Here is a 26987-nt window from a genome sequence, read left to right as displayed (position 1 = left end):
GCGATGCCGATGAGGGCTCCCGGCGGGATGGAATTGGGGCGCTGGCTGGCGGGCGGGACGGCGCTGGCCAGCGCGGCGCTGCTGGGCTGGGCGGTGCTGCAACCGCAACCGGTGATGCCGGCGGGTGCGCCGATGGCGGCGGCCGATCCGGCGGCGCTGGTGGCGGCGCTGACGGCGGGGGACCGCGGCGCGCTGGTGGAGGATCTGCGCGGCGTCGCGGCGCTGCTGCAGGGCAGCGACCTGCCGCTGGCGGCGCGGGTGGCGCGGGCCAGGCTGGAAGCCGTGGCGGCGGCGGAGGATCGGCGGGCGCAGGAAACGCCGCCGGCCCTGGTGCTGACATCGCTGGTGCAGCGGCTGGACGGCACCGTGGCGGCGCTGCGGGAACAGGGGCGGTCCGGCCCCGTCGATCTGCGGCTGCTGCTGGCCGCGGGCCTGGCGCTGGCGGCGGCGCTGGCGGCGCTGGCCGGTGGCGCGGCACGGGATGCGGCGCGGGACGGCGCGGCGGGGGAACAGGCCGCGATCGGCGGCGCGCTCGCCACCGCGCAGGAATCGGCGCGGCTGATCGAGGCAATCGCCAAGGGGGCGGAGGCGCGGCTCGTCACCTCCGCCGCGCGGATCGACCGATCGACCGAGGGGCTGGAGCCGCTGCGGGCACGGATCGATGAATTGATGGCGCGGCTGGAAGCGGCCGGGCAGGCGACGCCGACGCTCGATGCGCTGCGGGCGGAAGTGGCGGCGGTGGTCGAGCAGGCGTCCTCCGCGCAGGCGGCGATGGGCAGCCTGGCGGAGGAGATCGAACCCCTCGCCAGCCAGGCGGCCGAGGCTCGGGCGGCGATGGCGCGGGTGGCCGAAGGCGCCGAGGCGCGGGCCGAGGCGACGGCGGCGCGGCTGGAAGCGCGCGTCGCCGCGGCGACGGAGACGGTGACGGCCGAGGTGCTGCGCCAGGGCGAGGAAGCCGCCGCGCGGGTGGATGCCGCGATCACGCCGCTGGCCGCGCGGCTGGAGACGCTGGTGGCAAGCGGGCGCGTGGAACAGGCGGGCCGCGCGGCCTGGATGGAGGAGGCGCTGGCGGCGCTGCCGGCGCAACTCGGCGCGCAGATGCGGGACGCGGTGATGCCGAAGCTGGAGGAGAACCGCGTGGCGCTGGCCGTGGCCTCCGAAAGGCTGGAGGCGGGGATGGTGGCGCTGCCCTCGCTGGTGGGGGACCGGGTGGAGACGGCGCTGCTCTCGGCTTCGGCCGCGCAGGGGGCGGAGGTCTCGGCCGCGGTGGCGGAGCGGCTGGCGGAGCGCGTCGGCGCCGGGCTGGCCGCGCTGCCGGGCGCGATCGCGGACCGGGTGAAGGCCGGGCTGGCGACGGCGACGGCGGCGCAGGGGATGGCGGTGGCGGATGCCGTTTCCGCCGCCGTCGCGCAGCGGCTGGATGCCGGGCTGGCGGCCATGCCGGGCGCGCTGGCCGCGCAGGTGCAGCCGGCGATCGCGGCGGCGGCGATGCAGGCGGAACAGGCGGCCATGGCGCTGGAAGCGGGCCTGGCGGAGTTGCCGGAAGCGGTGGCAGCGCGAATGGAGCCGGCGCTGGCCGCCGCAGCCCTGGCGCAGGTGGAGCGGCTGGAATCGGCGCTCTCCACGCTGCCCGAGGCGGTGGGCGAACGGGTGGCGGCGGCGGGGATCGGGGAAAGGCTGGAAGCCGGGCTCGCGGCGCTGGAAGGGCTGCCGGCGCGCATCGGAGAGGCGCTGGACCAGCGGCTGGAGGACAATCTGGTGGCCCAGGCCGCGACGCTGTCCGCCGCGCTGGCGGAGCAGTTGGAGGCCGGGCTGCCGGACCAGGTGACCGAAGCGCTGGCCGCCCCGGCGGCGCGGCTGGAGGGCCTGGCGGAGGCCGCGGCGGCGGCGGGGGCGAGTGTTTCCGCCGCCGCGACCGACCTGGCCGGACGCCTGGCGCGGCAGGCGGAGGCGGAAGCGGCTTCCCGCGCCCAGGCGACGGGGGAGCTGGTGTCGCTGGCCACGCAACTCACGCAATCCGCCGGGACGGCGCGGGAGCGGATGGAGGAAAGCGCCGGCGCGGTGGAAGCCGCGGCCCGGCTGCTGCAGGACGCCGCCCGGCCGGGGCAGGAGGTGATGGCGGAGCTGGCGCGCCAGGTGGGAACGCTGCGCGACCTGACTGCTCCAGCGGATAGCGGCCCAGTGGAGGGTGCTGCCGGGCGGCTGCGGGCGGCGCTGACGGGCCAGGCCGCGCCGGCGGCGCTGCAGGAGGCGCTGGACCATCTGGGCGCGGTGGGGCGGGAAGCCTCCGCCCTGCTGGCGGCCGCGGAAAGCCTGGCGGAGGCCAGCGCGGGGCCCGCGCCCCCTGCCCTGCCCGCGGCCTTCGGCGCGGAAACTCCGGCGCTGCTGGACAGCATCGGCACCGTCATCGGGCAGTTGCAGGCGGTGGCCACGGCGCTGGCCTTGGCGAGCGACGCGGCGGGCAGCCCAGCGACCACGGCGGCCCGCGCGGCATGACCTTAACCCGCGCTTCACTGCGGCGGGTGTAGGCCAGGGGAAGCCACGAGGCGCGCCGCCATGCGCGCGCCAGGCCCCGCGCCGAGCGGGGCGACAGGAGGTTGGCCATGGTGTCAGTGGCAATCATCGGCCAGGCCACCGCCGCGGGGCCGCCCGCGGCCGATCCGGCAGTGCGGCCGGTGACGCTGCGGGTCAGCGGCGCGAAGCCGGTGCGGCTGCGCGGCCGGCTGCTGACCGAAGGCCGGTCCTGCGCGGCGGCCAGCACCGCCTGGCATGAGGTCTCGATCTGGCAGATCGAGGGATCGCGGGAGGTCGCGGTGGCGCTGCGCACGCGAAGCCCGGGCGGGGACGCCGCGGATGTGCATCGCGCGGAGCTGTTCCCCGATCTGGCGGAGGCGCTGGACTGGCTGGAGGCCTTCGACCCGCTGGCTGACCTGAGCGTGGATTTCGATGCCTCCGACCGGCGGCTTTCCGGCGTGGAGGTGGCGCTGCGCGCGGCGGCGCTGCGCGGACGGGCGGAGGCAGTGACGCGCGAATGGCGCGGGCTGCTGGGCGATGTCCTGTTCGTGCTGGATGCGGACATCCCGGCATGACGGCGCCGGGGGCGGAGATGGCGGCTGGCTTCGACTTCATCCTGCTGCCGCGCCATGGCCTCCGCCCGCTGGGCTTCCAGGGACGGCTGCTGGCGCGGATGGAAGCGGCGCCGCCGGACCTGCCGGTGGCGTCCTGCGTCACGCTGCATGAAGCGGCCTCCGGCGGTTTCGTCTGCGCCATCCGCCACCGGCTGCGCGATGCGGCGGGGGCGGAGGAACGCTGCTACGCGCTGGCGGCAGGCGATGCGCCGACGCTGCTGCGCTTCCTGCACGGCCATGACCCGCTGCGCGACCTGCCGCCGGCGGCGCTGGTGCCGCAGGCCGCGACATCCGGGCCAAGCCGCGCCGCGCTGGCGGAGGCCGCGACCATCGCGCCGCGGCTGCGCGCAGTGTGGCGGGACCTGCTGGCGGCGAGCTTCGGCCCGGTATCGGCGCCGGACGACGCGGAGAACGACCCAGGCCGGACGGCATCCCGCCATCCCGCCCCCGGAGGAGAATCACGATGAACGTCATCAACGTGCATGAGCCGATCGGCGTCTATGAAGCCTATGGCGTGGATGAACCGGTGAGCCTGCGCGATGCGGCGCCGGCCTTCGCGCGCGCCGGCGTCGCCCGCGCCGACAGGGCGGCGCCTGGCAGCTTCACGCTGCGGCGCAGCGGCGCGCGGCCGCTGAGCTTCACGGGGCGCCTGGTCAGCCGCCACAGCGGCGAACGCGCGGGCGCGAGCCAGTGGCATGAGCTGAGCCTCTACGAGACGGATGAGGGCGGCTTTGTCGCCGATATCCGCGTGCTGGGGGAGACGCATGGCAATGCCGGGCAGTTCCATGTCGCCACCTTCAACGAGCTGGAGGAGGCGCTGCGCTTCTTCGAGGCCCATGACGCGCGGCGCGACGTGGTGAGCGACATCCCGATCGACGATGCCGCGCTGTCCCCCGCGGAGCTGATGGTGCATGCGGCGACGCTGAAGGTGCGCCTGGCGGAAGCGGTTTCGGGCTATCGCGCCGTGCTGTCCGCCTTCCTGACCGCGATGCACCGGCAGTGATGGCGCGGCACTGAGTGATTCATGATGATCGCGTCATTTTTGCTTGACGGCCCCCGCGTGAACCGTTCCGCAATCTGGCGCGACGAGAGTGACGGATGTCGCCACCGCGGAGCGGGCGGCGCGGCGCCATCCCGGATGTCCGGGCGGCGCGGAACCCAACATGGAGTCGCCCGATGACCATCAACAAGAGCCTCGCCTCCTCCTCCCTCGCCGAGGTGATCGACCGCATCCTCGACAAGGGCGTCGTCGTCGACGCCTTCATCCGCGTCGCGCTGGTGGGCATCGAGCTCATCGCCATCGAGATCCGCGCGGTGGTCGCCTCCGTCGAGACCTACCTGAAATATGCCGAGGCGGTGGGCCTGACGACCGACCCGGCCGCGGCCGCGGCCTGAAGCGCGCCGCGCGCGCCGTGACGGAGGAACGGGAACAGGTGTCGCACGGCCTGGGTGGCCGCGCGGCGCTGGAAGCCTACCGGGCCGCGCGCGTGGCCCAGCGCGGCGATCTGCGCGCCGCGCTGCGGGCGAACCGGGAGGCGCTGCGCGCCGCCCGGATCCTGCCGCCCGCGAAGAAGACGCCGGAGGCGGCGGCGATGGCGGATGCGCCCGCTCCGCTTGTGACGGAGGCGGCACCGCGTTCCGTCTTCGCCAGCCTGATGGAGGCGGAGCGCGCCCTGGCGCCACCGGAACCGCCCCCGCCCGCGGTGGCGGAGGTCCCTCTGCCGGTCGAGGACGACACGGCGCCGGCGGAGGAGGCGATGGTGGCGGAGAGCCCCATCGCCGATGAGTCCAGCGTCGCCGAGACGGTCAACGATGAACCGGTCTTCGATGAACCGGTCGTCGATGAGCCCGTCATCGCGCAGCCCATCGCCGTGGAAGCGGCAATCGACGTGACGGCGGATGCGCCGACCGCGATCGACCTGGTTGCCGTGGCCACGGACCTTTCCGCGATCCGCGAACTCGGCCCGGGGATGCGCCACCGTCTTGCGCAGATCGGCTATCGCAGCTGCGAGGATCTGGCGGAGGCGGACCCCGCGCGGCTGGCGCAGCAGCTCGGCGAGGTCAGTCGCCTGCTGCGGCCGGAAAGCTGGATCGCCGCGGCGCGCGCCGCCATCGGCTGACCGCGCGGCTTGCGCTTGCCGCCGGCATGATGGCAGGGTCCCGCGACACCGCGACGGGGCCCTCATGCTGCATTTCTACGGATGGGCGACGCCGAATTCGCAGCGCGTCTCCATCATGCTGGAGGAATGCGGGCTCACCTACGCCGTCACGGGCGTGAACATCCGCGCGCGTGAACAATTCGCGCCGGAAATCCTGGCGCTGAATCCCTATGGCAAGATCCCGATCCTGGTGGAGGACGGGCGCGCCATCATCGAAAGCGGCGCCATCCTGCTGCACCTGGCGGAACGCCACGGCGTGCTGTGGGGGGAGGACCGGGCGACGACGCTGTCCTGGCTGATGGTGGCGCTGACCTCGCTCGGCCCCTTCACCGGCCAGGCGCATCACTGGACGGGCCTGGCGCCGGAGAAGCCGGAAGCGGCGCGGGCGCACAGCACGGCGCTGGTGGATCGCGTCTATCGGCTGCTGGAGGGGCGGCTGGCGGCGGTTCCCTACCTCGCGGGCCAGGCATGCAGCATCGCCGATATCGCGGCCTATCCCTGGGTGGCGAAGCACCACTGGGCCGCGCGTGAATTATCCGCGACGCCGTATCTCGCGGCCTGGTTCGCGCGAATGGGCGAAAGGCCCGCGGTGCGGCGCGGCATGCGCGTGCCGGAAGGGGCGAGGCTGGAATGAGGATCGGGAGAGACACCATGAAGAAGACCTGGCTGGCGGCGGCCCTCGCGCTGATGGCGGGCGGTGCCGTGGCGCAGACGGTGCCGCCGGACCGCGTGCTGCGGATGGTGCCGAATGCGGATCTCCAGACGCTCGATCCCATCAACACCACCGCCGGCGTCGTCTCCTCCCACGCCCAGATGATCTACGACCAGCTGTTCGGGCGGGATGCGGAGCAGCGGCCGCAGCCGCAGATGGTCGGTGCCTGGAGCGTTTCGGCGGACTCGCTGACCTGGCGCTTCACGCTGCGCGATGGCCTGGCCTTTCATGACGGCGCGCCGGTGACGGCGGAGGATGTGGTGGTGTCGCTGCGCCGCTGGGGGGCGCGGGACCCGCATGGGCGGCAGATCATTGCCATCACCACCAGCCTGGCCGCCGATGCGGATGGGAAGACCGTGGTGTGGCAGCTGCGCCGGCCCTATGCGCTGATGCTGGATGCGCTGTCGAAGCCCGCGGGCAACATGCCGGCGATCATGCCCGCGCGCATCGCCGCGGCCGATCCCTTCACCGCCATCCGCGACACCATCGGCAGCGGGCCCTTCATGTTTGTCCGTGAGGAATGGGTGCCGGGCAGCACCGTCGTCTATCGCCGCAACCCGGCCTATGTGCCGCGGCGGGAACCCGCTTCCGGCACGGCGGGCGGCAAGGTCGCGCATGTCGATCGCGTGGAATGGCTGAACATCGCCAATGCGCAGACCTCGGCGCTCGCGCTGATCCAGGGCGAGATCGACTACATCGAAAGCCCCGGCGTCGATTTCCTGCCGCTGCTGCAGCGACGGGGAATGCGGATCGTGCGGACCAACACGCTCGGCGCGCCGGGCATGATCCGCATGAACCACATCCACCCGCCCTTCAACGATCCGCGCGCGCGGCAGGCGTTGATGCAGCTGGTGAACCAGGAGGAATTCCTCCAGGCGATGTTCCCGGACCCCTCGCTGTACCAGGTGTGCCACGCCTTCTTCGTCTGCGGGTCGCCGCAGGAGACGAATGCGGGGGTGCCGGCGGGGCTCGGTTCACCGGCGGCGCGCGAACGGGCGCGGCAGCTGCTGCGGGAGAGCGGGTATGATGGCGCGCCGATCGTCATCATGGACCCGACCGACAATCCCTTCATGCATGCGGCGACGCTGGTGCTGGCGCAGCAGATGCAGTCCGTGGGGTTCCGGACGGATGTGCAGGCCACGGATTTCGCCTCCATGGCCGGGCGGCGGGCGAACAGGCGACCGCCGGCGGAGGGCGGCTGGCATATCGGCCTGACCTTCTGGAACGGCCTCGGCGCCAGCGATCCCGTGGGCAATGTGCCGATGGCGGCGAGCTGCGATGCGGCCTGGCCGGGCTGGCCCTGCGATGCGGCACACCAGGCGCTGATCGACAGCTTCCCCTATGCCGCGACGGCGGAGGAGCGGAAGCGCATCCTGGATGAGTTGCACGCCAGCGCCTATCGCCTGGTGCCCTACGTCCCCTTCGGCCAGTGGTACCTGCCATCCGCCGTCACGCCACGGATCAGCGACGTGCTGGCGATGCCGGGCATCATCATCGCGTGGAACATCCGGAAGGCGGCGCGGTAGCGTCGCCTCAGGGCGCAGCGCGGGTGTGGACCATCAGGTCGTTCTCACCCCGCTGCACCACGTCGTTCTTCTGGTTCAGCAGGTCGAAGCCCAGCGTGATGATGCCGCGGGCCGGGTTCTTCGTGGCGCGTTTCGACAGCACGGTGATGCGCGCGGCGATGCGGTCATTCACCAGGATCGGACCGGCAAAACTCCATCGCCAGTTCAGCGACACGATGGCCGCGAATTTCACCGGCGCGCGGTTCTTGAGGCCATCGCAAAGCGCCAGGCCCAGCAGGCCATGCGCGACACGGCCGGGGTAGCCGAGGGCGCGGGCGTAGTCGTCATCCATGTGGATGTCGAAGAAATCCCCGGTGAGGCCGGCGAAGGCGACGATATGCGCCTCCGTCACCACGATGCCGCCGGTCTCGAATTGCAGGCCGATGGCCGCGTCCTCGAACCGCAGCAGGGCGGGGTCGAGTTTCACAGCTTGTGCATGTGCAGGCCGCCATCGATGTGGAAGGCGTCGCCGGTGCTGAAGGGGATGGCGCCGCTGACCAGGCCGGCGATGGCGTTGCCGACATCCTCCGGCTGGCCCCAGCGGCGGATGGGGGACAGGCCATCGGCGATGCGCTGTTCGTATTTCGCCACCACGGGTGCCGTCATGTCGGTGCGGATGACGCCGGGGCGGATGTCGAAGACGGGGATGCCGTCCTCCGCCAGGCGGAAGGCGTAGCAGCGCGCCACCATGCTGACCGCGGTCTTGCTGGCAGTGTATTCGGTGCGGTCGGGGGACGCCATCAGGGCGTTGGCGGAGGAGACGAAGACGACCGCGCGGTTGCCCCGCATCGGCGCGCCTTCCGCCACCATCCGCCGCGCCACCGCCTGGGTCACGAAGAAGGGCGCGCGGGCGTTGATGTCCATGCAGCGGTCCCAGGATTCGGCGGAAACATCGAGGATGTCGCCCCGCTGCATGGCGCCGACACCGGCATTGTTCACCAGCGCCTCCAGCCCCTGCCCCGCGTCCCAGGCCCAGGCGACCATGGCGGCGACGGCATCGAGGTCCGCGACATCGCAAAGCGTCCAGTCGAAGCGCGCGCCGGCGGCCTCCACGGCTGACGCGGTCTCGGCGAAGCCGTCCTCCGCCAGGTCGCAGCCCAGGATGTCGTAGCCCTTGCGGGCCAGGGCCACGCAGGAAGCGCGGCCGATGCCGCGTCGTGCGCCCGTCACCAGCGCGACGGGGCGGCTCATGCGGCGATGTCCTGGGTCATGGTGTTTCCTCCGCGGCCAGGATGCCGCCCGCGCGTTTTCAGCGCCAGAGGCTTGGACGGATGCTGGCGGCGATGACGGCGCCATAGGCGGTGATGCCGAGCGCCACGCCGATGAAATGGCCCGCCAGGCCCATGTCCAGCCACTGCGCCAGCACGAAGCCGCCGCCGACCGCGAAGGCGAAGCGGGACGCCGCGGCCGCCAGCGGCCAGCGCATCCGCCCGGCACCCTGGGAGGCGAAGTACAGCGCCATGCCGAGCCCGAAGCCGCCATAGGCCGGCCCGATGATGCCCAGCGCCTGCGTCGCCACCGCCACCACCGCCGGATCGCCGCTGAACAGGCGGGCGAAGAAGGCGGGGAAGATCGCCACCACCACGCCGATGGAAAAGGCGACGCCGAAGGCCATGGCGCCGCCGGTCCAGGCGATGCGCCGTGCCTCCGCCCAATCCCCGGCGCCGACCGCGCGGCCCACCAGCGCCGTCAGCGCCGATCCCACCGCGAAGACCAGCGGGATCATCAGGAATTCCAGCCGGGCGGAGATGCCATAGCCCGCGACCACGGCCGGACCCAGCGGGGCAAGCTGCGCCGTCACCATGATGGTCGTCATGTTGGCGATGGCCGCGATGACGCAGGCAACAAGCCCGACCGAGAGGATGCGCCAGAACATGGCGCCGGAGGGACGCACGCGCAGCGTCGGCCGGAAGCCCGCGCCGCCGCGCCAGACCACCACCATCATCGCCAGCGACGCCACCAGGAACACACCCCCGAAGGCGGCGCCGAGGCCCGCGAGCCCCATCCCGAAAGGCTCCGCCAGCAGCCAGCCGATCGGCGGATAGGCCGCCCAGGCGATGACCAGCACCCGCGCCGCCAGCGCATGGCGCCCGCCGCCGCGCAGGACGGAGGCCAGGGTATTCGCCATCCAGGACGGCACGGCGCCGAGGCCGAAGAGCCACATGGAATAGGCCGCCGCTGCCTCCGCGGCCGCCGGGCCGCCGACCAGGCCCAGCACCTCCCTCGGGAAGACCGCCAGCGGGATGGCGAAGGCCAGGCCCGCCAGCACGGCGATCAGCCCGGCATGCAGCACCAGCCCCGCCGCCTGGTCCGGCCGCCCGCTGCCGAGCGAGCGCGCGATGGCGGAGACGACGCCGCCGCCCATGGCGCCGCCCGACATCATCTGCATCAGCAGCGCGAAGGGCAGCACCACCGCCCAGCCCGCCAGCGCCGGCGTGCCCTGCCGCGCCGCGAGCCACATCTCCACGAGTTGCGCCCCGGCCTGGAGGATGGAGCCGAGGGCCGTCGGCGCCGCCAGGACCAGGATGGCGCGGAGGCGACTCATGCCAACGGCCGCTTGCAGCGACTCGTTGGTATTCTTCTGCCGCCCTCAAGCGCCGGGCAGCCGCTTCGCGGCCTTGGCTCGCCGGACGACCGGCGGACCGCATTCGCGGCCTCGGCCGGCTTCGCCCGCCGCAGGTCACTCCGTCCGGCCGTTGGTATCACTCCGGCTTGACGCCGGCCTTCTGCGCGACCTCTCGCCACCGCGCCAGTTCGGGGGCGAGGATGGCGCGGAACTCCTCCGGGGTGCTGATGATGGGGCGCATGCCCTGGGAGGCGATGCGGGCGGTGAAGCTGGCATCGTCATAGATGCGGCGGATGTCGGCCGCGATCTTCCGGGTGATCTCAGCCGGCGTGCCGGCGGGCACCACGAAGCCGAGCCAGCCGCTGGCCTCGTAGCCCGCGAAGCCGAGTTCCGCGAGGGTGGCCACATCCGGCAGCAGCGGGTCCCGCGTGCGGCCGGTGGTGGCCAGCGCCCGGGCCTGGCCGCTGCGCACGGCGGCGACGATGGAATTCAGCGTCGTCATCGTCATGTCCACCTGGCCGCCCAGCGTATCCGTCAGCGCCTGCGGGCTGCCGCGATAGGGGACATGGGTGATGTCGATGTTGGCGAGCTGCTTGAAGAACTCCCCGGCCATGTGGCCGGAGGTGCCGGTGCCGGGCGTGGCATAGGTCAGGATGCCGGGGCGGGCGCGGGCGGCGGCGACCACATCGGCCACGGTCTGGAAGGGCGATTGCATGCGCACGACCAGCGCATTGTCGTTGGACCCTACCAGCGCCACGGGATCGAAGCCCGCGATGGGGTCATAGGGCAGGGTCGGGTTGATGGCGGGGCCGATGGCGAGGACGGAGGAATTGGCCATCAGGATCGTGTAGCCGTCGCGCGGCGCGCGGAAGGCGGCCTCCGTCCCGATGATGCCGGCGGCGCCGGCGCGGTTTTCCACCACCACCGGCTGGCCCCAGATCTCCGACAGGCGGTGCGCATAGGCGCGCGCCAGCGTGTCCGTGCCCGCGCCGCCGGGAAAGGGGACGATGATCCGCACGGCCCGCGTCGGCCAGGGTTGTGGCTGCGCCAGCGCCAGAGACGGCGTGGCGACCATGGTCAGCAGGAGAAGGCGGCGGCGCGAAGGGGTCATGGGCGTCACCTCGGTTGGGTGCCCATGCTGCCAGGACGATCGGGCGGCGCGAAGGCCCCGCCGCCCGGTTCCGATCAACTCGGCTGGACGCCGGCGGCGCGCACCACGGGGCCCCAGCGATCCGCTTCCGAAGCGACGAAGGCAGCGATCTCCGCCGGCGATGGGTTGCCGAGGGAGACGACGCCGATGCCCTCCAGCCTCTCCTTCACCGTGGGATCGTTGAGGCCCTGTTGCAGCACCTCATTCACCCGTGCCGCGATGCCGGGGTCCATGCCGGCGGGGGCGGCCATCAGGAACCAGTTGGTGGCGACGGCACCGGGGAAGCCGGCCTCCCCCACCGTCGGCACATCGGGCATGGCGCTGATGCGCTGGGCGGAGGAGACGGCGATGCCGCGCAGCAACCCGCCACGAATCGCGCCCGCATTGGCGCCGGAAGTGTCCCAGAGGGAGGTGGTGTTGTTACCCAGCACGCTCTGCTGCGCCTCCGCCGCACCGCGGAACGGCACGTGCAGCATCCGGACGCCCGCCTGCATGCCCCACATCACGCCGGTCAGGTGGCCGACGGAGCCGATGCCGGAGGAGCCGAAGGACACTTCCTCCGCCCCACGGGCCGCCATGGCGCGATACTGCGCCAGGTCCCGGATCGGGCCATCGCCCTTCACCGCGCAGACGATGGGCGCGCCGCCGAGCATGCCGACCCAGGTGAAGGCGCGCCGCGGGTCATAGGCCAGGTTGGTGAAGAGGAAGGGTGCCACGGCAAGCGGGCCGGTGTTGGAGACGAGCAGCGTATGGCCATCCGGCGCGGCGCGAGCGGCTTCCCCGGTCGCGAGCGACCCGCCGGCGCCGGCCCTGTTCTCCACCACGAAGGGCCGGCCGAAGGCGCGTTCCAGCCGTTCCAGCAGCGGGCGGATGATGAGGTCGCTGGTGCCGCCGGGGGCATAGGGGTTCAGGATGCGGACGGGCCGGTTGGGCCAGGCGGCCTGGGCATGGCCGAAGCGGGGGGCAGCGAGGGTCGTGGCAGCGGCGGCAAGCAGCAGGCTGCGGCGGTTCGGGGTCATGCGGGCCTTCCGGTGTTGAAACGCGACCGGGAGGGGAGCAATCCGCGTGCCGCTATCCCCCGTAGAGGCGCGCCAATCCGTCGCCGAAGCCGGTCAGCGCGCGGGGCCGGGGCGCGGCGGCGGCGTGCGGTGGCGCCAGGCCGACCAGCGCCTCCGCCAGGCGGACCGCGGCGACGGTGCCATCCACCAGCGGCACCGGGACCTGGGATGCGATGACGGGCGCCAGGCCCGCGAGCGGACCGCCGGCGAGGATCACGGCCTCCGCCCCATCCTGTTCCACCGATTGGCGGCAGAGATCGACCAGCAGCGCGGACCGTTCCTCCGCCACCAGGCCGGGGTCGCCGGCGAAGGCGGGGCCCATGCGGAAGCCGGCGCAGCGGGACGCCAGGCCGTGATGGGCCAGCACATCCTCGAACATCGGGCGGAGTGCGGCGGTGAAGCTGACGATGCCGAAACGGCGGCCGAGCATGCAGGCGGCGTGGAAGGCGGCCTCGCTGATGCCGATGACGGGGACGCCGGCCAGTTCCTTGGCGGCATCGAGGCCGGGATCGCCGAAGCAGGCGATGATGGCGGCGTCATAGCTGCCGCGCCGTTCCGCGAGCGCGGCCAGCGTCGCCGGGCCGGCCACCAGCCAATCCGCGCGGCTGACGATGAGCGGCAGGCCGAAGGGGGCGGAGACGGCTTCGACCAGCGTGCCGGTGCGCGCGGCCGCGCGGGCGGCGGCGGCGATGCGCGCGGTGACGCTATCGGTGGTGTTGCTGTTGATGACGAGAAGACGCACGACCCGAGCCCTATGCCAGTTCACGCGCCTCTGTAGAGCGAAAAGCCCCAGGGCGTGAACTTGATGGGCAGGTGGTAGTGCAGGCTCGCATCGAAGACGCGGAAGCGGAAGGGCACCACTTCCAGGAAGGGCGGCGGCAGGCGTTCCGCGGTGGCGGCGAAGAAGGCGCCGAGGTGGAACAGCACCTCATGCACCCCGGCTTCCACGCCTTCGCCGGTCTTCACGGGATGGTCCAGCGCGCCATCGGCGCCGAGCACGCCATCGGCCAGGACAAGGCGTTCGCCATCCGGCATGATGCGGTGGATTTCGACGCGCATGCCGGTGCCGGGGCGACCATGCGCCACATCGACCGCGTGGGTGGAAATGCCGCCGGCACTCATCGCGCCACCCATACCTGGGCGGCGACGGCATACCGGCCCCGGTGGGGCTGGCAGGCTCGGTCGCGGGCGGGCTGGGTGATCATTGAACAAAACCCTAGCACCGAGCCTGACGACTCCGCCAGCAATCACTATCGGAACCTTACACTTTCTGATGTCAGTAAATCATGACAGTTGATCATGGCCCCGGCATGAGGTTTGCGGGGGTGGCCGGCCATCCGGAGTTCTGCCCATGCGCCGTCGCCAACTGCCCGTTATTGCAGCACTTGTCGCCCCTTTTCTGCCCATCCCGGCGCTGGCGCAAACCACGGATTGGCCCAACCGGCCCATTCGAATCATTGTCACCTTTCCTCCCGGCGGGTCGTCCGACATTGTCGCGCGGGTGCTGGCGGATGTGCTGTCCCAGCGCCTGCCGCAGCGGGTCCTGGTGGACAACAGGCCGGGCGCGGGCGGCACGCTGGGTGCCGCCTATGTCGCGGCGCAGCCGGCGGATGGCTACACGCTGATGCTGTCCAACACAGCGCCGATCGTGATGTCCCCGCCGATCTATCCATCCGTGACCTACGACCCGGTCGGCGGCTTCACGCACATCGCCTATCTCGGCGCGACGCCGCTGGTGATCGTGGTGAACCCGCGCCTGGTGCCGGCGACCGACCTGGCGGGGCTGGTGGCCTGGGTGAAGGCGCAGCGCGTGCCGCCGGGCTTCGGGACATCCGGCGCCGGGTCCGTCGCCCATATCTTCGGAGAGCAGTTCATGCAGCGCACCGGCGCGCAGTTGACGCATGTGCCCTATCGCGGCAGCGCGCCGATGCAGGCGGATCTGCTCGGCGGCGCCATTCCCCTGTCCTTCGACACGCTGCCGCAGAATGTGGAGAACATCCGCGCGGGAAGGCTGCGCGCCATCGCCATCACCGCCCCCGCCCGGCAGGACATGGCGCCGGAGGTGCCGACCACGGCGGAAGCCGGCTTCCCCGGCCTGCTGGCGGAGAATTGGCTTGGCCTGGCAGGGCCGCGCGGCCTGCCGCCCGCCATCACCCAGCGGCTTCACACCGAAACCATGGCCGCCCTGGCCAGCCCGCAGGTGCGGGCGCGCATCGACGAACACGGCATCGCCATGCGCGCGATGACCCCGCCCGAATTCACCGCCTTCGTGGCGGAGGAGGTCCGAACGGTGGGCGGCGCGGTCAGGGCACTCGGCTTGACGGCGAATTGAGGGCGCGGGACGTGTGGGCATGAGCACCCAGCCACGCGTCACCGCCATCTTCTTCGGCCAGCCCGGCGGCGGCGCCTTCAATGCCGCGGGGGTGGCGGGAATCCGCCGCGCGGCCGCGCGCCTGCCTGTCGCGGTGCAGGAGGCCTGGCAGCACGACCCCGCGCGGCGCGCGGATACGGTGGAGGAAGCGGCGCGGGCCAGCGACCTGGTGATCGCCCATGGCGGGCAAGGGGAGGAAGCGGTGCGCCAGGTGGCGCCAGCCTTCCCGGATGTCGCCTTCGCGGTGACGCAGGGCCGGATCAGCGGCCCCAACATCGCGTGCTTCGAGGTGCTGCAGGAGCAATCCGCCTACCTGGCCGGCGCGCTGGCGGGGTGGTGGATGCAGCGCGGCGTGGCGGCGCATCTGTCCGGCGAACCCGTGCCACCGGGGCTGCGCGGTCGCGCGGGCTTCGCGGCGGGCCTGGCCCATGCGCGACCGGGTGCAAGGCTGCTGACGGGCTTCTGCGGCAACCAGCACGACCCCGCACTGGCGAAGGCATGGACCGCGGCGCAGGCGGGCGCGGGGGCGGAGGTGCAGTTCCAGATGCTGGATGCCGGCCGCCCCGGCGCCATCGAGGCCTGCCGCGAAGCGGGCATCCGCTGCATCGGCAATGTCCATGACTGGACGCGGGAGGATGCGGTGTTCATCGCCTCCGCCATCGCCGACAATGGCGTGACGATGGAAGCCGCGATCGCAGCCTTCCTGGCCGATCGGTGGGAGGACCGGCGCATCGGGCTGGAGGATCCGGCCGCGGTGCGCCTGGCCTATGCGTCCGATGTGGCGCCGGAGATCGCGGCGCGGTGCGAGGCGCTGCGCATCGCGATCCTCGGCGGCGCGGTGGCGGTGCCGGAACAGTTTTCCGGCACGGAATGGAAGCCCTGATCAGGGCTTCTTCTTCAGTTCCTCAAGGATCTCCGCCAGCAGCTTCTCCGACGGCGTCGGGCCCTTCACCGCTTCCTCCCGCACCCGCAGCCTGGTCAGGATCTTCAGCAGCCAGAATATCGCCATCGCCACGATCAGGAACTTGATGATGGCGTTGATGAAGCGGCCGATCGCCAGCACGGCCGCGCCGCCCTCCCGCGTCGCCTCCAGGCTCGGCCGGCGTTCGCCCGTCAGGACGATGAAGAGGTTGGAGAAGTCGATACCGCCGATCAGAAGGCCGATCAGCGGGTTGATCAAATCCTCCACCAGGCTGCCGACGATGGTGGTGAAGGCGGCGCCGATGACGATGCCGACGGCAAGGTCGATGACATTGCCGCGCATGATGAAAGCCTTGAACTCGCGCAGCCAAGCGGGTTCGGTGATCGGAATCGGCGGCATCATGCTTGGGCACTCCCCGGTGTCGCGGCCAGCTTGCGCAAGCCGCGACACCGAGGGGAAGCAAATTCGCCGTCAGGCGGCGCCGCACCACCCCGCGATCAGCGCCGCCACCACAGCGACGCCGCGGCGGTAATCCGCGACATCCACCCATTCGTCCCGCCCGCCATTCTGCGTCAGGTCGCCGCAGAGCGGGCCGAGGCCGACGCAGGGAATGCCCGACTGCACCATCGGGTTGCGGATGTCGGAGGAGGTGTGCAGCGGGTTGATGTGCGGCGCGGTGCCCGTTCCACGCAGCACGGCGGCCGAGGTCTCGACCCAGAGCGGGTGGTCGAGCGGCACTTCCGCGCCGGTGACGCCGGAGAGGAAGATGGCCTCGACATTCAGCTCCGGATCGGCGGCGCGGGCTTCGGCCAGCGCGGCCTCCACCTCCGCCTGCACATCGGCCAGCTTTTCCCCGGGCGGGAAAGCGAGCGCGCAGGAGAGTTGCACCGCCGGCGGCACGCGGGCGGCGCGGCCATCGCCGAGCGTCTTGAAGTCGCCAACGAGAAGATTGGTGCTGCGGCCGATGGCGGCATCCAGCGCGGGATGATGCACGCGGGCGCCGCGCTTCGCATCCAGCGCGGCCAGCGCCGCCAGCACGGCCTGCGCCTTCATGATCGGGTTGATCGCGGTATGCGCGAAGGCGGCGTGGCCGGGTTCCTGCGTATCCGGCAGGCGGCCCTTCACGATGATGCGGATGATGAGCTGGCCCGAGGCCAGCGCCTTCACCTCCCGCATGCCGACGCCGGATTCCGCGGGATGCAGGTAGACCGCCGCATCGGCATGGACGCCCCCATGCAGCAGCGCATGGACGCCACGCGCATGGCGCTTGGACGGCGTGCTGGCCATGATGACATCGCCCTTCGGCTTAACGCCGGCGGCGAGGACCGCGCGCAGCGCCTCCACCATCGTCGCCACGCCGGCCAGATCATCCGCCACGCCCCAGCCGTACATGCGGCCCTTGTCGATCTCGCCGGCCAGCGGGTCATGCACCCAGCCATGCTGGGGCTGGAACGGCTCCCCATCGGGATGCGCGAAGAAGATCACGCTGCGGCCACCGCCGCTGCCGGGGAAGCGGGCGAGGACGGCCTCACGCTCCTCCGCCGCCATGGCGGCATCGGATGCGAATTCCTCCTTCAGCACGACGGAGGCCGGCTTGTAGCGACGCTTTTCCACGACGCAGCCGAGTTCCTCGCACGCCGCGGCGATGCGCGCCTGGACCGCTTCCTCCCCCTGCGCCTGCAGGCGGATCAGGTCGCGCAGGAAGCCAACCGCCGCTTCGCCATGGGCTTCCGCCGCCTGGTCAACCTTGGTCGCGATGCTGTCCATGGGGTCTCGTTGTCCTTGTGCCTGTCATCGCGATGGTTCAGCGCGGCGCGCGTCGCGTCAACATGGCGGGGTTGCGATGGATCGGGGCTTCTGTCCATCCTCGCGCGTCCCGGCAGCATGGCTCGCGATCGCGTCATGGCCAGGAAGACAGGCCATTCCGTGTGATCGTATGCCGTGATGGCGACAGGACCGCGCCACTCGCGCAGCCGCTCTCGGAATGGTGACAGCAGGGAGGCCGGCGGCGTGAAGCTCATCATCGGGGGGAAGTGGTCCTCCACCTGGACCATGCGGGGATGGCTTGCCTGTAAACTCTCCGGCCTGCCCTTCGAGGCGGAGACGCTGTTCCTCTCGCGCGATGACAGCAAGGCGCAACTCGCCGCCATCTCCCCCACCGGGCTCATCCCCATCCTGTTCGACGGCGACCTTGCCATCACCGACACCTGGGCGATCGCGGAATACCTCTGGGAGAAGGCGCCGGGTTGCGACATCTGGCCAACCGCCCTTCCCGCCCGCACCGCGGCGCGATCCTCGGCCGGGGAGATGCACGCGCATTTCGTCGAACTGCGCGCGGCCATGCCGATGAACCTGGTGAAGCGCTGGCCGGTCGCGAATGGCGTCCCCTCCAACGCCAAGCTGCTCGGGCGCCCCGGCGTCGCCGGGCAGGTCGCGCGCGCGCAGGAATCCTGGCGCCAGACGCGCGCCACATGGGGCGCCGGCGGGCCCTACCTGTTCGGCGACCGCTTCTGCTTCGCGGATGCGATGTGGGCCCCCATGGCGTCGCGCTTCCGCACATACTCCGTGCCGCTGGCCGCCGACGCGCAAGCCTACGCCGACGCCGTCCTCGCCCATCCCTTCGTGCAGGAATGGGTGGACGGCGCCCACGCCCAGGCCCGCGAGATCGGCTGGGACGCCTGCGCGGCGTTTCCGTGACGCGGGTGTGATGTAGCGCTGGTGGCCCGGGGAAGAGGCTCCGCCCCTTCCCCGTACCCCTTCCCCGCAAAGGGCCAGCGGGCCCTTTGAACCCATGTGACTTGAAAGGTGATGGGAGGGGCTCGGTGCGCGCTCATGTCACATGCGCGTTCAATGCCCCTCCCATCACCTTTCAAAACCTCGCGGTCCAGGGGCGCGACGCCCCTGGCGCGGGAGAGGTCTGGAGAGGGGCGCGCAGCCCCTCTCCAGGAGCAACCAGCGCCTCACTCCACCCGCGTCTGGAACGTCACCGCCGGTCCCAGGTTGAGTGCGCCGGTCAGGGTGTAGCCCAGGTTCACGTTCGCGCGGCGGACCCAGACCTGCTTGAGGTCGAAGAGGGGAACGCTGCAGCCCGCGTCGAGTATCTTGCGTTGGGCGGTGGCCCAGAGCGCCATCTGGCGTGCCTCGTCCGGTTCGGCGCGGGCGGCGTCGATTTCCTCATCGGCTGCGCTGCAATGCGCGAAATTGAGCGACATGGTGGGCAGGCCGGGCGCGCTGCGGGAGTGGTAGAATTGGCTCAGGTAGCTGTCTGCCACGGGGTAGCGCGCGGCGCCGTAGAAGGTGAGCTGGGACAGGTTCTCCCGGATGCGGGCGTGGTAGGTCGGGTGTTCCACCACATCCATGTCGAGGCGGATGTTCGCGCGGCGAAGCTGGGCCTGCACGACTTCCATGATGGGAAGCTGGGAGTTGATGGAGGAGACGACGGCGCGGATGGTGATGCCGTCGCGGTGCCCGGCCTCCGCCAGCAGCGCGCGGGCGCGGGCGGGATCGGGGGCGAAGCGCGGCACATCCTGCGTGGCGCCGAGGTAGCCGGGCGGCACCGGGCTCGGCCAGGGCGTCGCGACATCGAGACCGACGAAGCGCGCGATGCCGGGGACATCGAGCGCGTGCTGCAGCGCGCGGCGCACGCGCGGGTCGTTCAGCGGCGGGCTGCGCGTGTTGATGAGCAGGGTGCGGAATTCGCCGGGGGAGAAGACGTCCACCACCGTGTTCGCCTGCGCCTTCATGCGTTCCACCCAGCGCTGTTCGCGCCGGCCGCTGATGAGATCCAGTTCACCGGCCGTGAAGGCGAGTTCGCGGGTTGCGTCGGAGTTGATGAAGCGGATGTCGATGGCGCGCAGCGCGGGGCGGCCGCGCCAATGGTCGTCGAAGGCCACCATGCGCGCCTGGGCGCCGCCATGGCTGGCCAGGCGGAAGGGCCCCGTGCCCTGCTGGTAGCCCGCGGCATCGGCGCGGCGGGAGACGATGAGCCCGCCATGGTAGTTGGCGAAAAGGCCCTGCGCGCCCGCCACCGCTTCGCGCAGCGTGACGCGAACGGTGCGGGCATCCACCACCTCCACCGCCGTCATCGCGGCGTAGTCGCCGGCGAAGCTGCTGCGCGCGGCATGGGCGGCGCGGCGGAGGGAGAAGGCGACGTCCTCGGCTTCCAGCGGGCTGCCGTCGTGGAAGCGGACATTGGCGCGGAGGTGGAAGGTGAAGGTGCGGCCATCGGCGGATCGTTCGAAGCGCTCGGCCAGATCGGGCTCGATCGCGGCGGGGTCGGCGCTGCCGGGGGGAAAGCGGAGAAGTCCGTCATGCGCCCAGGACATCGGCGCCTTGTCCTGGGATGCGGTGGCGCGGTGCGGGTCCGTTGTGCCCATGGTGTCGGCGATCATGCCGACGCGAAGTGTCTGCGCCGCGACCGGCGCGGTTGCCAGCAGCGGCAGTGTTGCCGCCAGCGCCAGCCATGTCCTTGATGCCACCGTGCTGTTCCCCACCCCTTGATGGCTTGCAGGATGGGGCCATGCGGGCCACGCTCGCAACCATGGAACGCTTCGACGTCGCGGTGATCGGTGGCGGCATGGTCGGCACGGCAATCGGCTATGGCTGTGCCGCGTTGGGCGCGCGCGTGGCGGTGCTGGATGAGGGCGACGTGGCGCTGCGGGCGGCGCGCGGGAATTTCGGCCTGGTCTGGGGCCAGTCCAAGGGCGATGGCATGCCCGCCTATGGCGACTGGACCAGGCAGAGCATCCGGTTGTGGCCGGAGTTGGCCGCGCGCGTGTCGGGCCTGGCGGGGCGGGATGTGCATTACCGCGCGACGGGCGGCCTCGGCTTCTGCCTGGATGAGAAGGAGCTGGCGGCCAAGGCGGATTTCGTCCGCCGCCGCCACAATGACGGGCACGCGACGCTGCGGATGCTGGACCGGCGGGAATTGCTGGAGCTGATGCCGGGCTGCCCGCTGGGGCCGGAGGTTCTGGGGGCGAGTTTCGATCCTTCCGACGGTCATGCCGATCCGCTGGTGCTGCTGCACGGGATGCAGGCGGGGCTGCTGCGGGCGGGCGGGCGGCATTTGCCGGGCGCGGCCGTCACGGGCATCGATGATGCCGCGGGGCTCTGGCGGATCACGCGCGCCGATGGCAGCGCCATCGAGGCTTCGCGCGTGGTGATCGCCGCGGGGGTGGCGACGACGCCCATCGCGGCGATGGTCGGGATGGATGTGCCGGTTCGGCCCGTGCGCGGCCAGAACATCGTGACGGAGAGGCTGGACCCGATCCTGCCCTTGCCCGCCAGCGCGCTGCGCCAGACCGGCGACGGCACCATCCAGATCGGCGTGACCAACGAGGATGACGGCAGCTTCGAGATCGCGACAACCACCGCGGCGCTGGCGCGCATGGCGGCGCGGGCGGTGCGCGTGCTGCCTGCCATCAAGGCCGCCCGCATGAACCGCGCCTGGGCGGCGCTACGGCCGATGACGCCGGATGGCTTTCCCGCCTATGCGGAAAGCGCCACGCATCGCGGCTGCTTCGTCGCCACCTGCCATTCCGGCGTGACGCTCGCCGCTGTTCATGCGGGGCCGCTCGCGGCGGGGATCCTCGCCGGGCATCTGCCCGAATTCGCCATCGACCTGCATCCGGACCGCTTCCGGGGGATGACCCATGTTTCGTCGCACTGAACCCACGGATTGCACCATCAGCTGGGAGGGGCGGGACATTCCCGCCCGGGCCGGGGAGAGCCTGGCGGTGGCGCTGCTGGCCGCTGGTGTCACGGCCTTCCGGCAGACGCCGGTGACGGGGACGGAGCGCGGGCCTCTGTGCCTGATGGGCGCCTGCTATGATTGCCTGGTGGAGCTGGACGGGCAGCAGAACGTCCAGGCCTGCCTGGCGCCGGTGCGGCCGGGGATGGTGGCGGCGATGCAGCGCGGCGCACGGCATTTTCATCAATCGGAGGATGCGGCGTGAGCGAGGTGGATATCCTGGTCCTCGGCGCCGGGCCCGCCGGCATGGCCGCGGCGACGGAGGCGCGGGCGCGCGGCTTTTCGGTCCTCGTGCTGGATGAGAATGCGCGGCCGGGCGGGCAGGTGCATCGCGCGGTCGAAGCGCGCGCGGCGAAGGATGGGCAGGACCGGGACGGGGCCAGGCTGGCGGCGGCGTTCCGGGCCTCCGGCGCCGAATACCGGCCGGATGCGACGCTCTGGGCCGTGGAGCCGGGCGGCAAGGTCTTCTGGTCCGAAGCGGGCGCGGCGCGCAGCATCAGCGCGAAGCGGCTGATCCTGTGTGCGGGCGCGACGGAACGGCCGGTGCCGATCCCGGGCTGGACGCTGCCGGGGGTGATGACCGTGGGTGCGGCGCAGATCGCGCTGAAGACGGCGGGGATGGTGCCGGAAGGGAAGGCCTGGATCGCAGGCCAGGGGCCGCTGTTGTGGCTCTATGCCAACCAGGTGGTGGCGCGCGGCGGGACGGTGCAGGGGGTCATCGACCTCTCCCCGCCCGGAGGCCTGGCGCGGGCGGCGTGGCATTTGCCGAATGCGCTGCGGGCGCCGGAATACCTGCTGAAGGGTCTGGCCTGGCAGCAGCGCATCCGCAACGCCGGCATCCCCATCCGCCGCGCGACGCGGCTGGTGGCGGAAGGCGATGGCCGGCTGGAGCGCATCATCCTCGACGGATGGTCACGGCCGGCGGATCTGCTGCTGCTGCATGATGGCGTGGTGCCGAATACGCAGGTGACGCGCGCGATCCCGGGCTGCGCGCATGAATGGGATGAGCGCCAGCGCTGCTGGCGGCCGACGCTGGATGAATGGGGCAACACGACCGTCGAGGGCGTGATGGTCGCCGGCGATTCCGGCGGCATCGGCGGTGCGAAGGTCGCCGCGCTGGCGGGGCGCCTGGCGGCGATGGAAGCGGCGCGGGCACTCGGCAAGCTGACGGTGGACCAGCGCAATGCGGAAGCCGGCCGCACCCGGCTGGAATGGAAGCGGCAGAGGGCGCCGCGGCGCTTCCTCGACGCGCTCTTCCCGCCCTTGCCGGAAGCGGCGATCGAAGACGCCACCATCGTCTGCCGATGTGAGGAAGTGACGGCGGGGAAGCTGCGGGGCGCGGTCGCGCTGGGCTGCCTCGGCGCCAACCAGACCAAGGCATTCACCCGCGCCGGCATGGGGGCGTGCCAGGGGCGCATCTGCGGGCCGGCGGTGCATGGGGTGATCGCGGCGGCGCGCGGCGTCGATCCCGCTTCGGTCGATCCCTTCCGCACGCGGTTTCCGACCAAGCCGCTGACGCTGGGCGAACTGGCGGCGCTCGCATCGTGACGAGCCCGTCCGATGATGGGAGCGCCGAACGGCGCGGACATCTGAATCGGCCGGGCCGATGAAAAAGGCGATCGTCATCGGCGGGGGTCTGCACGGGCTTTCCACCGCGCTGCACCTGCAACGCACGCCCGGGTGGCAGGTCACGGTGCTGGAAAGGCGGCATGTCGGGCGGCATTCCTCCGGCGTGAATGCGGGCGGTGTCCGGCGGCTCGGGCGGGATCTGCGGGAGATCGCGCTCTCCGTCGTCTCGGCGGAGATGTGGGCGGGGATCGAGAAACTCGTCGGCGATGATTGCGGCTTCCGCGCCACCGGCCAGGTGAAGGTCGCGGAAAGCGCGGCCGACATGGCGAAGAACGAGGCCCGCGTCGCTGCCGTGCGCGCACTCGGCTGGAACCATGAGGAGGTGGTGGACCAGGCGGAGGTGCGGCGCCTGCTGCCCGCCGTGGCACCCCATGTCGTGGGCGCGCTGGTGACGCGGGATGATGGCTCGGCCGACCCCATGCGCACCGTCATGGCCTTCCGCCGTGCTGCCGAACAGGCGGGGGTGCGGATCATCGAGGGCGTTGCCGTCACCGGCCTGCGCGCGACGGCCGCCGGCACCATCACCGTGGAGACCGACCAGGGCGGGCATGAGGCCGAGCGCGTGGCGAATTGCGCCGGCGCCTGGGCGACGCGCGTGGCGCGGATGGTGGGGGAGGAAATCCCCTGCGGCGTGAAGGCCAGCATGATGATCGTGACGGAGAGGCTGCCGCCCTTCTGCGACCCGACGGTGGGGGCCACGTCCCGATCCTTGTCCTTCAAGCAGGTGGCGAATGGCACCGTCGTGATCGGCGGCGGGCACCAGGGGCTGAACGATGTGGAAGGCGAGACCTCCACCGTGCTGTTCGGCAGCCTCTCCCACGCCGCGCGCATCTCCTGCGAGCTGTTCCCGATCATGAAGCACGCGCGGATGGTCCGCAGCTGGGCGGGGATCGAGGCTCGGACGGCCGACGAGGTGCCGATCATCGGGGAAAGCCGGGCCATGCCGGGGCTGTTTCACTCCTTCGGCTTCTCCGGGCACGGTTTCCAGCTCTCGCCGGCCGCCGGGGCCGCGGTGGCGGAGTTGCTGGCGCGGGGGGCGACGAACCTGCCGATCGCGGCTTTCCACCAGGATCGGTTCACACTCGCAGCCTAGACTTCACGGAGTTGTGTTGCAGCGCAGCAAAATGCACGGCAGAAGCCTGGGTTGCTGGCGAACCGGCGGCAAGCCGGCCCCGTTGGGGCTGCAACCCGCCCGGGCATGACCGGACGCCAGACGGCAAGGAAGAGCAAGGATGAGCACGTCAACGAGCCGGCCCGGGGGCCCCGACCTGATGGCCAGGGGCGTGGAAACCATGGCCCGCTTCTTCGACCAGGCGCGGCAGATGGGCGATGTGGCGGCAAGGCAGATGGCGGCCCTCGCCCCGGTGATGCGCCCCACCTTCTCCGCGCCGAGTGAGCGCCTGCCGACGGCGGCGCTGGCGGGCAAGTCGCCCGTCGCGCTGGCGCAGGACGCCATGGCCTATGCGGTCGATGCCTCCCAGCGGTCGATCCTGTTCTGGGACACGATGCGCCAGGCCGGCAACGCCTTCGTGGCGCATGAGAAGGCGGGCTGCCCGCCCGTGCTGGTCTTCGACTGGGACATGGTGGTGGATGGCCGCGAATTGCCGCGCCGCTGCAACTACGCCCTGGTGCGCATCAAGCCGCCGGAGGGGTCCAAGCCCACCGACCCCACCATGCGCCCCTTCGTCATCATCGACCCGCGCGCGGGCCACGGGGCGGGGATCGGCGGGTTCAAATCGGACAGTCAGGTGGGTGTCGCGCTGCGGCGCGGCCACCCCGTCTATTTCGTGATCTTCTTCCGGGACCCGGAGCCGGGGCAGACGATCCTCGACATCACCAGCGCGGAGGCCACCTTCCTCCGCACCATCCATGAACGCCACCCGCAGGCGCAGCGGCCGGTCGTGATCGGCAATTGCCAGGGCGGCTGGGCGGTGATGATGCTGGGGGCGAGCGAGCCGGAGCTGACGGGGCCGCTGGTGCTGAACGGCGCGCCGCTGTCCTACTGGGCCGGGGAGAAGGGGCGCAACCCCATGCGCTACACCGGCGGCCTGGCCGGTGGCTCCTGGCCCGCCGCGATGCTGGCGGACCTCGGCAACGGGACCTTCGACGGCGCCAATCTGGTGGCGAATTTCGAGAGCCTGTCCCCCGGCAACACGAAATTCCGCAAGTACTTCAACCTGTACGAGAAGGTTGATACCGAATCCGAACGCTTCCTGGAATTCGAGAAGTGGTGGGGCGGCTACTTCCTGATGACGCGGGACGAGATCCGCTGGATCGTCGAGAACCTGTTCATCGGCGACCGCTTCGCCCGCGGCGAGATCAGCGCGGGCAAGGGTGCGTCCTTCAACATGCGGTCGGTGAAGTCGCCGATCGTGGTCTTCGCCTCCGCCGGCGACAATATCACGCCGCCCGGCCAGGCGCTGCGCTGGATCGCCGACGTCTATCGGGACGAGCAGGAGATCAAGACGCTCGGCCAGACCATCGTCTATCTCGTGCATGACGATATCGGCCATCTCGGCATCTTCGTCTCCGGCAAGATCGCCAACAAGGAGCATACCGAGATCGCCAACACCCTCGACCTGATCGAGAGCGTGGCGCCGGGGCTGTATGAGATGCGGATCACGGGGGCGGAGGGATCGGGCCTCAATGCCGGCTACCAGGTGGAGTTGGTGGAGCGCACCGTCGCCGACATCCGCGCCGTGAGTGGCGAGGCGGCGAATGAGGCCTTCCCGGCGGTGGCCCGCATCTCCGCGATGAACCAGATGGCCTACGACACCTTCGCGTCCCCGGTGATCCGGCAATTCGCGACGGAGAAGACGGCCGAGATGCGGCGCCAGATGAACCCGATGCGGGCGCGGCGCTACATGGTGAGCGACCAGAACCCGGCGATGAAGCCGCTGGCGGGACTGGCCGCGGTGGTGAAGGAGAACCGCGCGCCGCTGTCGCCGGACAACCCCTTCCTGGCGATGGAACGCGCCTGGGCCGATGCGGTGGAGCAATCCATCGACCGCTGGCGGGACATGCGCGACGCCTGGCAGGAAAGCGCCTTCCACGCGGTCTATGGCAGCCTCGCGGCCTTCGGCGTCGCCTCCGCCCCCGTGGATGTGGTGCAGGATGGCGTGGTGGGGATGCTGGACGACACGCCCGACGTGCGCGCCGCCCTGTCCCGCATCGCGGAAGGCGGATACGCCGAGGCCGTCGTGCGCATGATGATCCTGCTGGCCAAGGCCCGCGGTGGCGTGCGGCGCAACCGGCTTGCCCGGTCCAACGCGCTGCTGACGGGGGAGGAACCCTTCGCCTCCCTCTCCGCCGCGGCGCGGCAGGCGCTGATCCGGGAACAGACGGTGGTGGTGGAGATGGCGCCGGAGGAGGCGCTGGCGACCCTGCCCGATTTGCTGCCGGAAGCCGCCGACCGCAGCCGCGCCCTGGCCACCGTGGCCGATGTAGCGGGGCCGGAGGAGGAGCTGGGCGACCGCGCGCTGGCGATGATGGCGCGGCTGCGGCATGTGCTGGCGGCGCCCCCTGCCCTACCGGCGCAGCCCGACAGCCCGGAAGCGGCGCCCGCGCCGCGCCGCAACGGCCGCGCGAAACGGTAAACCGCGGGCGGAACATTGTCGGGTTGCGTCGGCGATTCACGAAGGCGCAACCGAGACAGGCCAAGCTGTTGCCATAGGCCGCGAAAATCACGGCGAGACGGCAAGAGGGCCACCCATGACGCCGAAAAACCACGGCCAGGCGCGCGCGCCGGCACGCCGCGACCACCCTGCACCGGAACTCATCGCGGCATCGTTGCTGACATCCGACAAGGGCTCCGAAATCCACCTCATGTCCCGGGACGGCAGGCTGATGCGCCTGTCGGCCGATGAGGAAACGGCCCGGACCGCCATCATCGGATTGTGGAAAGCGCTCGACACCCGGCGATAGGAACCGTGCCCGCCCGCGCAGCTGTGTCTGGACAGTAACCGCCCGGCCCCGACA

The 26987-nt window shown here is 71.6% G+C and carries 27 protein-coding genes; 17 read left to right on the top strand and 10 right to left on the bottom strand.

Annotated features, from left to right (window positions below; translation table 11 throughout):
• Nucleotides 1-9 precede the first annotated feature (9 nt).
• The 8 genes from ACTIE5_RS18390 to ACTIE5_RS18355 all read left to right on the top strand — a co-directional run bounded on the left by ACTIE5_RS18390 (nt 10) and on the right by ACTIE5_RS18355 (nt 7525).
• Nucleotides 10-2496, top strand: coding sequence for a hypothetical protein (locus ACTIE5_RS18390; protein ID WP_439551164.1), 2487 nt, complete (start codon nt 10-12; stop codon nt 2494-2496).
• A gap of 107 nt (nt 2497-2603) precedes the next feature.
• On the top strand, nt 2604-3089 hold the full coding sequence (locus ACTIE5_RS18385) for a hypothetical protein (RefSeq protein WP_439551163.1): 486 nt from the start codon (nt 2604-2606) through the stop codon (nt 3087-3089).
• A complete protein-coding gene (locus ACTIE5_RS18380) occupies nt 3086-3595 on the top strand; it encodes a hypothetical protein (protein ID WP_439551162.1) in 510 nt (169 codons plus the stop codon). Before ACTIE5_RS18385 ends, ACTIE5_RS18380 begins: the two co-directional genes overlap by 4 nt.
• Complete coding sequence (locus ACTIE5_RS18375) at nt 3592-4131, top strand: hypothetical protein (RefSeq protein ID WP_439551161.1); 540 nt, start codon at nt 3592-3594, stop codon at nt 4129-4131. Before ACTIE5_RS18380 ends, ACTIE5_RS18375 begins: the two co-directional genes overlap by 4 nt.
• Before the next feature lie 173 nt (nt 4132-4304).
• Nucleotides 4305-4523, top strand: a complete 219-nt coding sequence (gvpA, locus tag ACTIE5_RS18370; RefSeq protein ID WP_092960919.1) for a gas vesicle structural protein GvpA — start codon at nt 4305-4307, stop codon at nt 4521-4523.
• Nucleotides 4524-4561: 38 nt separating this feature from the next.
• Entirely contained in the window at nt 4562-5248 is a 687-nt protein-coding gene (locus tag ACTIE5_RS18365) for a hypothetical protein (protein ID WP_439551160.1), read from the top strand.
• A 64-nt stretch (nt 5249-5312) separates the two neighbouring features.
• A complete protein-coding gene (locus ACTIE5_RS18360) occupies nt 5313-5921 on the top strand; it encodes a glutathione S-transferase family protein (protein WP_439551159.1) in 609 nt (202 codons plus the stop codon).
• A 17-nt stretch (nt 5922-5938) separates the two neighbouring features.
• Entirely contained in the window at nt 5939-7525 is a 1587-nt protein-coding gene (locus tag ACTIE5_RS18355; RefSeq protein ID WP_439551158.1) for an ABC transporter substrate-binding protein, read from the top strand.
• 7 nt (nt 7526-7532) lie between these two features.
• On the opposite strand, the gene ACTIE5_RS18350 is transcribed toward ACTIE5_RS18355, so the two are convergent.
• From ACTIE5_RS18350 to ACTIE5_RS18320, 7 genes are all read right to left on the bottom strand, one after another.
• Nucleotides 7533-7991, bottom strand: a complete 459-nt coding sequence (locus ACTIE5_RS18350) for a MaoC family dehydratase (RefSeq protein ID WP_439551157.1) — start codon at nt 7989-7991, stop codon at nt 7533-7535.
• On the bottom strand, nt 7988-8755 hold the full coding sequence (locus ACTIE5_RS18345; protein WP_439551156.1) for a 3-ketoacyl-ACP reductase: 768 nt from the start codon (nt 8753-8755) through the stop codon (nt 7988-7990). Before ACTIE5_RS18345 ends, ACTIE5_RS18350 begins: the two co-directional genes overlap by 4 nt.
• 58 nt (nt 8756-8813) lie before the next feature.
• A complete protein-coding gene (locus ACTIE5_RS18340) occupies nt 8814-10109 on the bottom strand; it encodes an MATE family efflux transporter (protein WP_439551155.1) in 1296 nt (431 codons plus the stop codon).
• A gap of 157 nt (nt 10110-10266) precedes the next feature.
• The gene (locus ACTIE5_RS18335) at nt 10267-11241 is read right to left on the bottom strand and encodes a Bug family tripartite tricarboxylate transporter substrate binding protein (RefSeq protein ID WP_439551154.1); all 975 of its coding nucleotides are present in this window, start codon (nt 11239-11241) and stop codon (nt 10267-10269) included.
• Between the two features lie 74 nt (nt 11242-11315).
• Nucleotides 11316-12299, bottom strand: a complete 984-nt coding sequence (locus ACTIE5_RS18330; RefSeq protein WP_439551153.1) for a Bug family tripartite tricarboxylate transporter substrate binding protein — start codon at nt 12297-12299, stop codon at nt 11316-11318.
• Nucleotides 12300-12351: 52 nt separating this feature from the next.
• Nucleotides 12352-13080: an aspartate/glutamate racemase family protein gene (locus ACTIE5_RS18325; protein ID WP_439551152.1), complete on the bottom strand. Its 729-nt coding sequence runs from the start codon at nt 13078-13080 to the stop codon at nt 12352-12354.
• A 20-nt stretch (nt 13081-13100) separates the two neighbouring features.
• Complete coding sequence (locus ACTIE5_RS18320) at nt 13101-13460, bottom strand: hydroxyisourate hydrolase (protein ID WP_439551151.1); 360 nt, start codon at nt 13458-13460, stop codon at nt 13101-13103.
• A gap of 229 nt (nt 13461-13689) precedes the next feature.
• Here ACTIE5_RS18320 and ACTIE5_RS18315 point away from each other — a divergent pair, with 229 nt between their 5' ends.
• Together ACTIE5_RS18315 and ACTIE5_RS18310 are read left to right on the top strand one after the other, a co-directional pair.
• Nucleotides 13690-14670: a Bug family tripartite tricarboxylate transporter substrate binding protein gene (locus ACTIE5_RS18315; RefSeq protein ID WP_439551150.1), complete on the top strand. Its 981-nt coding sequence runs from the start codon at nt 13690-13692 to the stop codon at nt 14668-14670.
• Between the two features lie 19 nt (nt 14671-14689).
• Entirely contained in the window at nt 14690-15592 is a 903-nt protein-coding gene (locus ACTIE5_RS18310; RefSeq protein ID WP_439551149.1) for a BMP family ABC transporter substrate-binding protein, read from the top strand.
• Here the strand turns inward: ACTIE5_RS18310 and mscL are convergent, their stop codons facing one another.
• Together mscL and ACTIE5_RS18300 are read right to left on the bottom strand one after the other, a co-directional pair.
• Complete coding sequence (gene mscL / locus ACTIE5_RS18305; protein ID WP_439551478.1) at nt 15593-16030, bottom strand: large conductance mechanosensitive channel protein MscL; 438 nt, start codon at nt 16028-16030, stop codon at nt 15593-15595.
• A gap of 72 nt (nt 16031-16102) precedes the next feature.
• Nucleotides 16103-17398 carry a M20 family metallopeptidase gene (locus ACTIE5_RS18300; protein WP_439551148.1) on the bottom strand — a complete coding sequence of 432 codons (1296 nt, stop codon included), beginning with the start codon at nt 17396-17398 and terminating at the stop codon, nt 16103-16105.
• Nucleotides 17399-17641: 243 nt separating this feature from the next.
• Between ACTIE5_RS18300 and ACTIE5_RS18295 the strand changes: the two genes are divergently transcribed.
• The gene (locus ACTIE5_RS18295) at nt 17642-18328 is read left to right on the top strand and encodes a glutathione S-transferase N-terminal domain-containing protein (RefSeq protein ID WP_439551147.1); all 687 of its coding nucleotides are present in this window, start codon (nt 17642-17644) and stop codon (nt 18326-18328) included.
• Nucleotides 18329-18591: 263 nt separating this feature from the next.
• On the opposite strand, the gene ACTIE5_RS18290 is transcribed toward ACTIE5_RS18295, so the two are convergent.
• A complete protein-coding gene (locus ACTIE5_RS18290) occupies nt 18592-20109 on the bottom strand; it encodes an ABC transporter substrate-binding protein (RefSeq protein WP_439551146.1) in 1518 nt (505 codons plus the stop codon).
• A 41-nt stretch (nt 20110-20150) separates the two neighbouring features.
• Between ACTIE5_RS18290 and ACTIE5_RS18285 the strand changes: the two genes are divergently transcribed.
• The 6 genes from ACTIE5_RS18285 (at nt 20151) to ACTIE5_RS18260 (ending at nt 26933) form a co-directional block, all read left to right on the top strand.
• Entirely contained in the window at nt 20151-21299 is a 1149-nt protein-coding gene (locus ACTIE5_RS18285) for an NAD(P)/FAD-dependent oxidoreductase (RefSeq protein WP_439551145.1), read from the top strand.
• Nucleotides 21283-21585, top strand: coding sequence for a (2Fe-2S)-binding protein (locus tag ACTIE5_RS18280; protein ID WP_439551144.1), 303 nt, complete (start codon nt 21283-21285; stop codon nt 21583-21585). The genes ACTIE5_RS18285 and ACTIE5_RS18280 overlap by 17 nt, the downstream gene beginning before the upstream one ends.
• Complete coding sequence (locus ACTIE5_RS18275) at nt 21582-22928, top strand: NAD(P)/FAD-dependent oxidoreductase (protein ID WP_439551143.1); 1347 nt, start codon at nt 21582-21584, stop codon at nt 22926-22928. Before ACTIE5_RS18280 ends, ACTIE5_RS18275 begins: the two co-directional genes overlap by 4 nt.
• 58 nt (nt 22929-22986) lie before the next feature.
• Complete coding sequence (locus tag ACTIE5_RS18270; protein WP_439551142.1) at nt 22987-24102, top strand: NAD(P)/FAD-dependent oxidoreductase; 1116 nt, start codon at nt 22987-22989, stop codon at nt 24100-24102.
• Nucleotides 24103-24241: 139 nt separating this feature from the next.
• Nucleotides 24242-26605, top strand: coding sequence for a DUF3141 domain-containing protein (locus tag ACTIE5_RS18265; RefSeq protein ID WP_439551141.1), 2364 nt, complete (start codon nt 24242-24244; stop codon nt 26603-26605).
• A 115-nt stretch (nt 26606-26720) separates the two neighbouring features.
• Nucleotides 26721-26933 carry a hypothetical protein gene (locus tag ACTIE5_RS18260; protein ID WP_439551140.1) on the top strand — a complete coding sequence of 71 codons (213 nt, stop codon included), beginning with the start codon at nt 26721-26723 and terminating at the stop codon, nt 26931-26933.
• Nucleotides 26934-26987 lie beyond the last annotated feature (54 nt).

Origin of the sequence: Falsiroseomonas sp., assembly GCF_051859025.1 — a bacterium.
In the GTDB taxonomy this organism is placed as follows: Bacteria; Pseudomonadota; Alphaproteobacteria; order Acetobacterales; family Acetobacteraceae; genus Falsiroseomonas.
The sequence above is the reverse complement of the archived record's forward strand: the minus strand, read 5'-3'. Positions and strand labels throughout refer to the sequence as shown.

What these genes read in the sequence shown, in the direction of transcription:
- ACTIE5_RS18390 (WP_439551164.1), top strand. Translation starts at nt 10, where the DNA reads ATGAGGGCTCCCGGCGGGATGGAATTGGGGCGCTGGCTGGCGGGCGGG.
- ACTIE5_RS18385 (WP_439551163.1), top strand. Translation starts at nt 2,604, where the DNA reads ATGGTGTCAGTGGCAATCATCGGCCAGGCCACCGCCGCGGGGCCGCCC.
- ACTIE5_RS18380 (WP_439551162.1), top strand. Translation starts at nt 3,086, where the DNA reads ATGACGGCGCCGGGGGCGGAGATGGCGGCTGGCTTCGACTTCATCCTG.
- ACTIE5_RS18375 (WP_439551161.1), top strand. Translation starts at nt 3,592, where the DNA reads ATGAACGTCATCAACGTGCATGAGCCGATCGGCGTCTATGAAGCCTAT.
- gvpA (WP_092960919.1), top strand. Translation starts at nt 4,305, where the DNA reads ATGACCATCAACAAGAGCCTCGCCTCCTCCTCCCTCGCCGAGGTGATC.
- ACTIE5_RS18360 (WP_439551159.1), top strand. Translation starts at nt 5,313, where the DNA reads ATGCTGCATTTCTACGGATGGGCGACGCCGAATTCGCAGCGCGTCTCC.
- ACTIE5_RS18355 (WP_439551158.1), top strand. Translation starts at nt 5,939, where the DNA reads ATGAAGAAGACCTGGCTGGCGGCGGCCCTCGCGCTGATGGCGGGCGGT.
- ACTIE5_RS18345 (WP_439551156.1), bottom strand. Translation starts at nt 8,755, where the DNA reads ATGAGCCGCCCCGTCGCGCTGGTGACGGGCGCACGACGCGGCATCGGC.
- ACTIE5_RS18340 (WP_439551155.1), bottom strand. Translation starts at nt 10,109, where the DNA reads ATGAGTCGCCTCCGCGCCATCCTGGTCCTGGCGGCGCCGACGGCCCTC.
- ACTIE5_RS18335 (WP_439551154.1), bottom strand. Translation starts at nt 11,241, where the DNA reads ATGACCCCTTCGCGCCGCCGCCTTCTCCTGCTGACCATGGTCGCCACG.
- ACTIE5_RS18330 (WP_439551153.1), bottom strand. Translation starts at nt 12,299, where the DNA reads ATGACCCCGAACCGCCGCAGCCTGCTGCTTGCCGCCGCTGCCACGACC.
- ACTIE5_RS18320 (WP_439551151.1), bottom strand. Translation starts at nt 13,460, where the DNA reads ATGAGTGCCGGCGGCATTTCCACCCACGCGGTCGATGTGGCGCATGGT.
- ACTIE5_RS18315 (WP_439551150.1), top strand. Translation starts at nt 13,690, where the DNA reads ATGCGCCGTCGCCAACTGCCCGTTATTGCAGCACTTGTCGCCCCTTTT.
- ACTIE5_RS18310 (WP_439551149.1), top strand. Translation starts at nt 14,690, where the DNA reads ATGAGCACCCAGCCACGCGTCACCGCCATCTTCTTCGGCCAGCCCGGC.
- mscL (WP_439551478.1), bottom strand. Translation starts at nt 16,030, where the DNA reads ATGCCGCCGATTCCGATCACCGAACCCGCTTGGCTGCGCGAGTTCAAG.
- ACTIE5_RS18300 (WP_439551148.1), bottom strand. Translation starts at nt 17,398, where the DNA reads ATGGACAGCATCGCGACCAAGGTTGACCAGGCGGCGGAAGCCCATGGC.
- ACTIE5_RS18285 (WP_439551145.1), top strand. Translation starts at nt 20,151, where the DNA reads ATGCGGGCCACGCTCGCAACCATGGAACGCTTCGACGTCGCGGTGATC.
- ACTIE5_RS18280 (WP_439551144.1), top strand. Translation starts at nt 21,283, where the DNA reads ATGTTTCGTCGCACTGAACCCACGGATTGCACCATCAGCTGGGAGGGG.
- ACTIE5_RS18270 (WP_439551142.1), top strand. Translation starts at nt 22,987, where the DNA reads ATGAAAAAGGCGATCGTCATCGGCGGGGGTCTGCACGGGCTTTCCACC.
- ACTIE5_RS18265 (WP_439551141.1), top strand. Translation starts at nt 24,242, where the DNA reads ATGAGCACGTCAACGAGCCGGCCCGGGGGCCCCGACCTGATGGCCAGG.
- ACTIE5_RS18260 (WP_439551140.1), top strand. Translation starts at nt 26,721, where the DNA reads ATGACGCCGAAAAACCACGGCCAGGCGCGCGCGCCGGCACGCCGCGAC.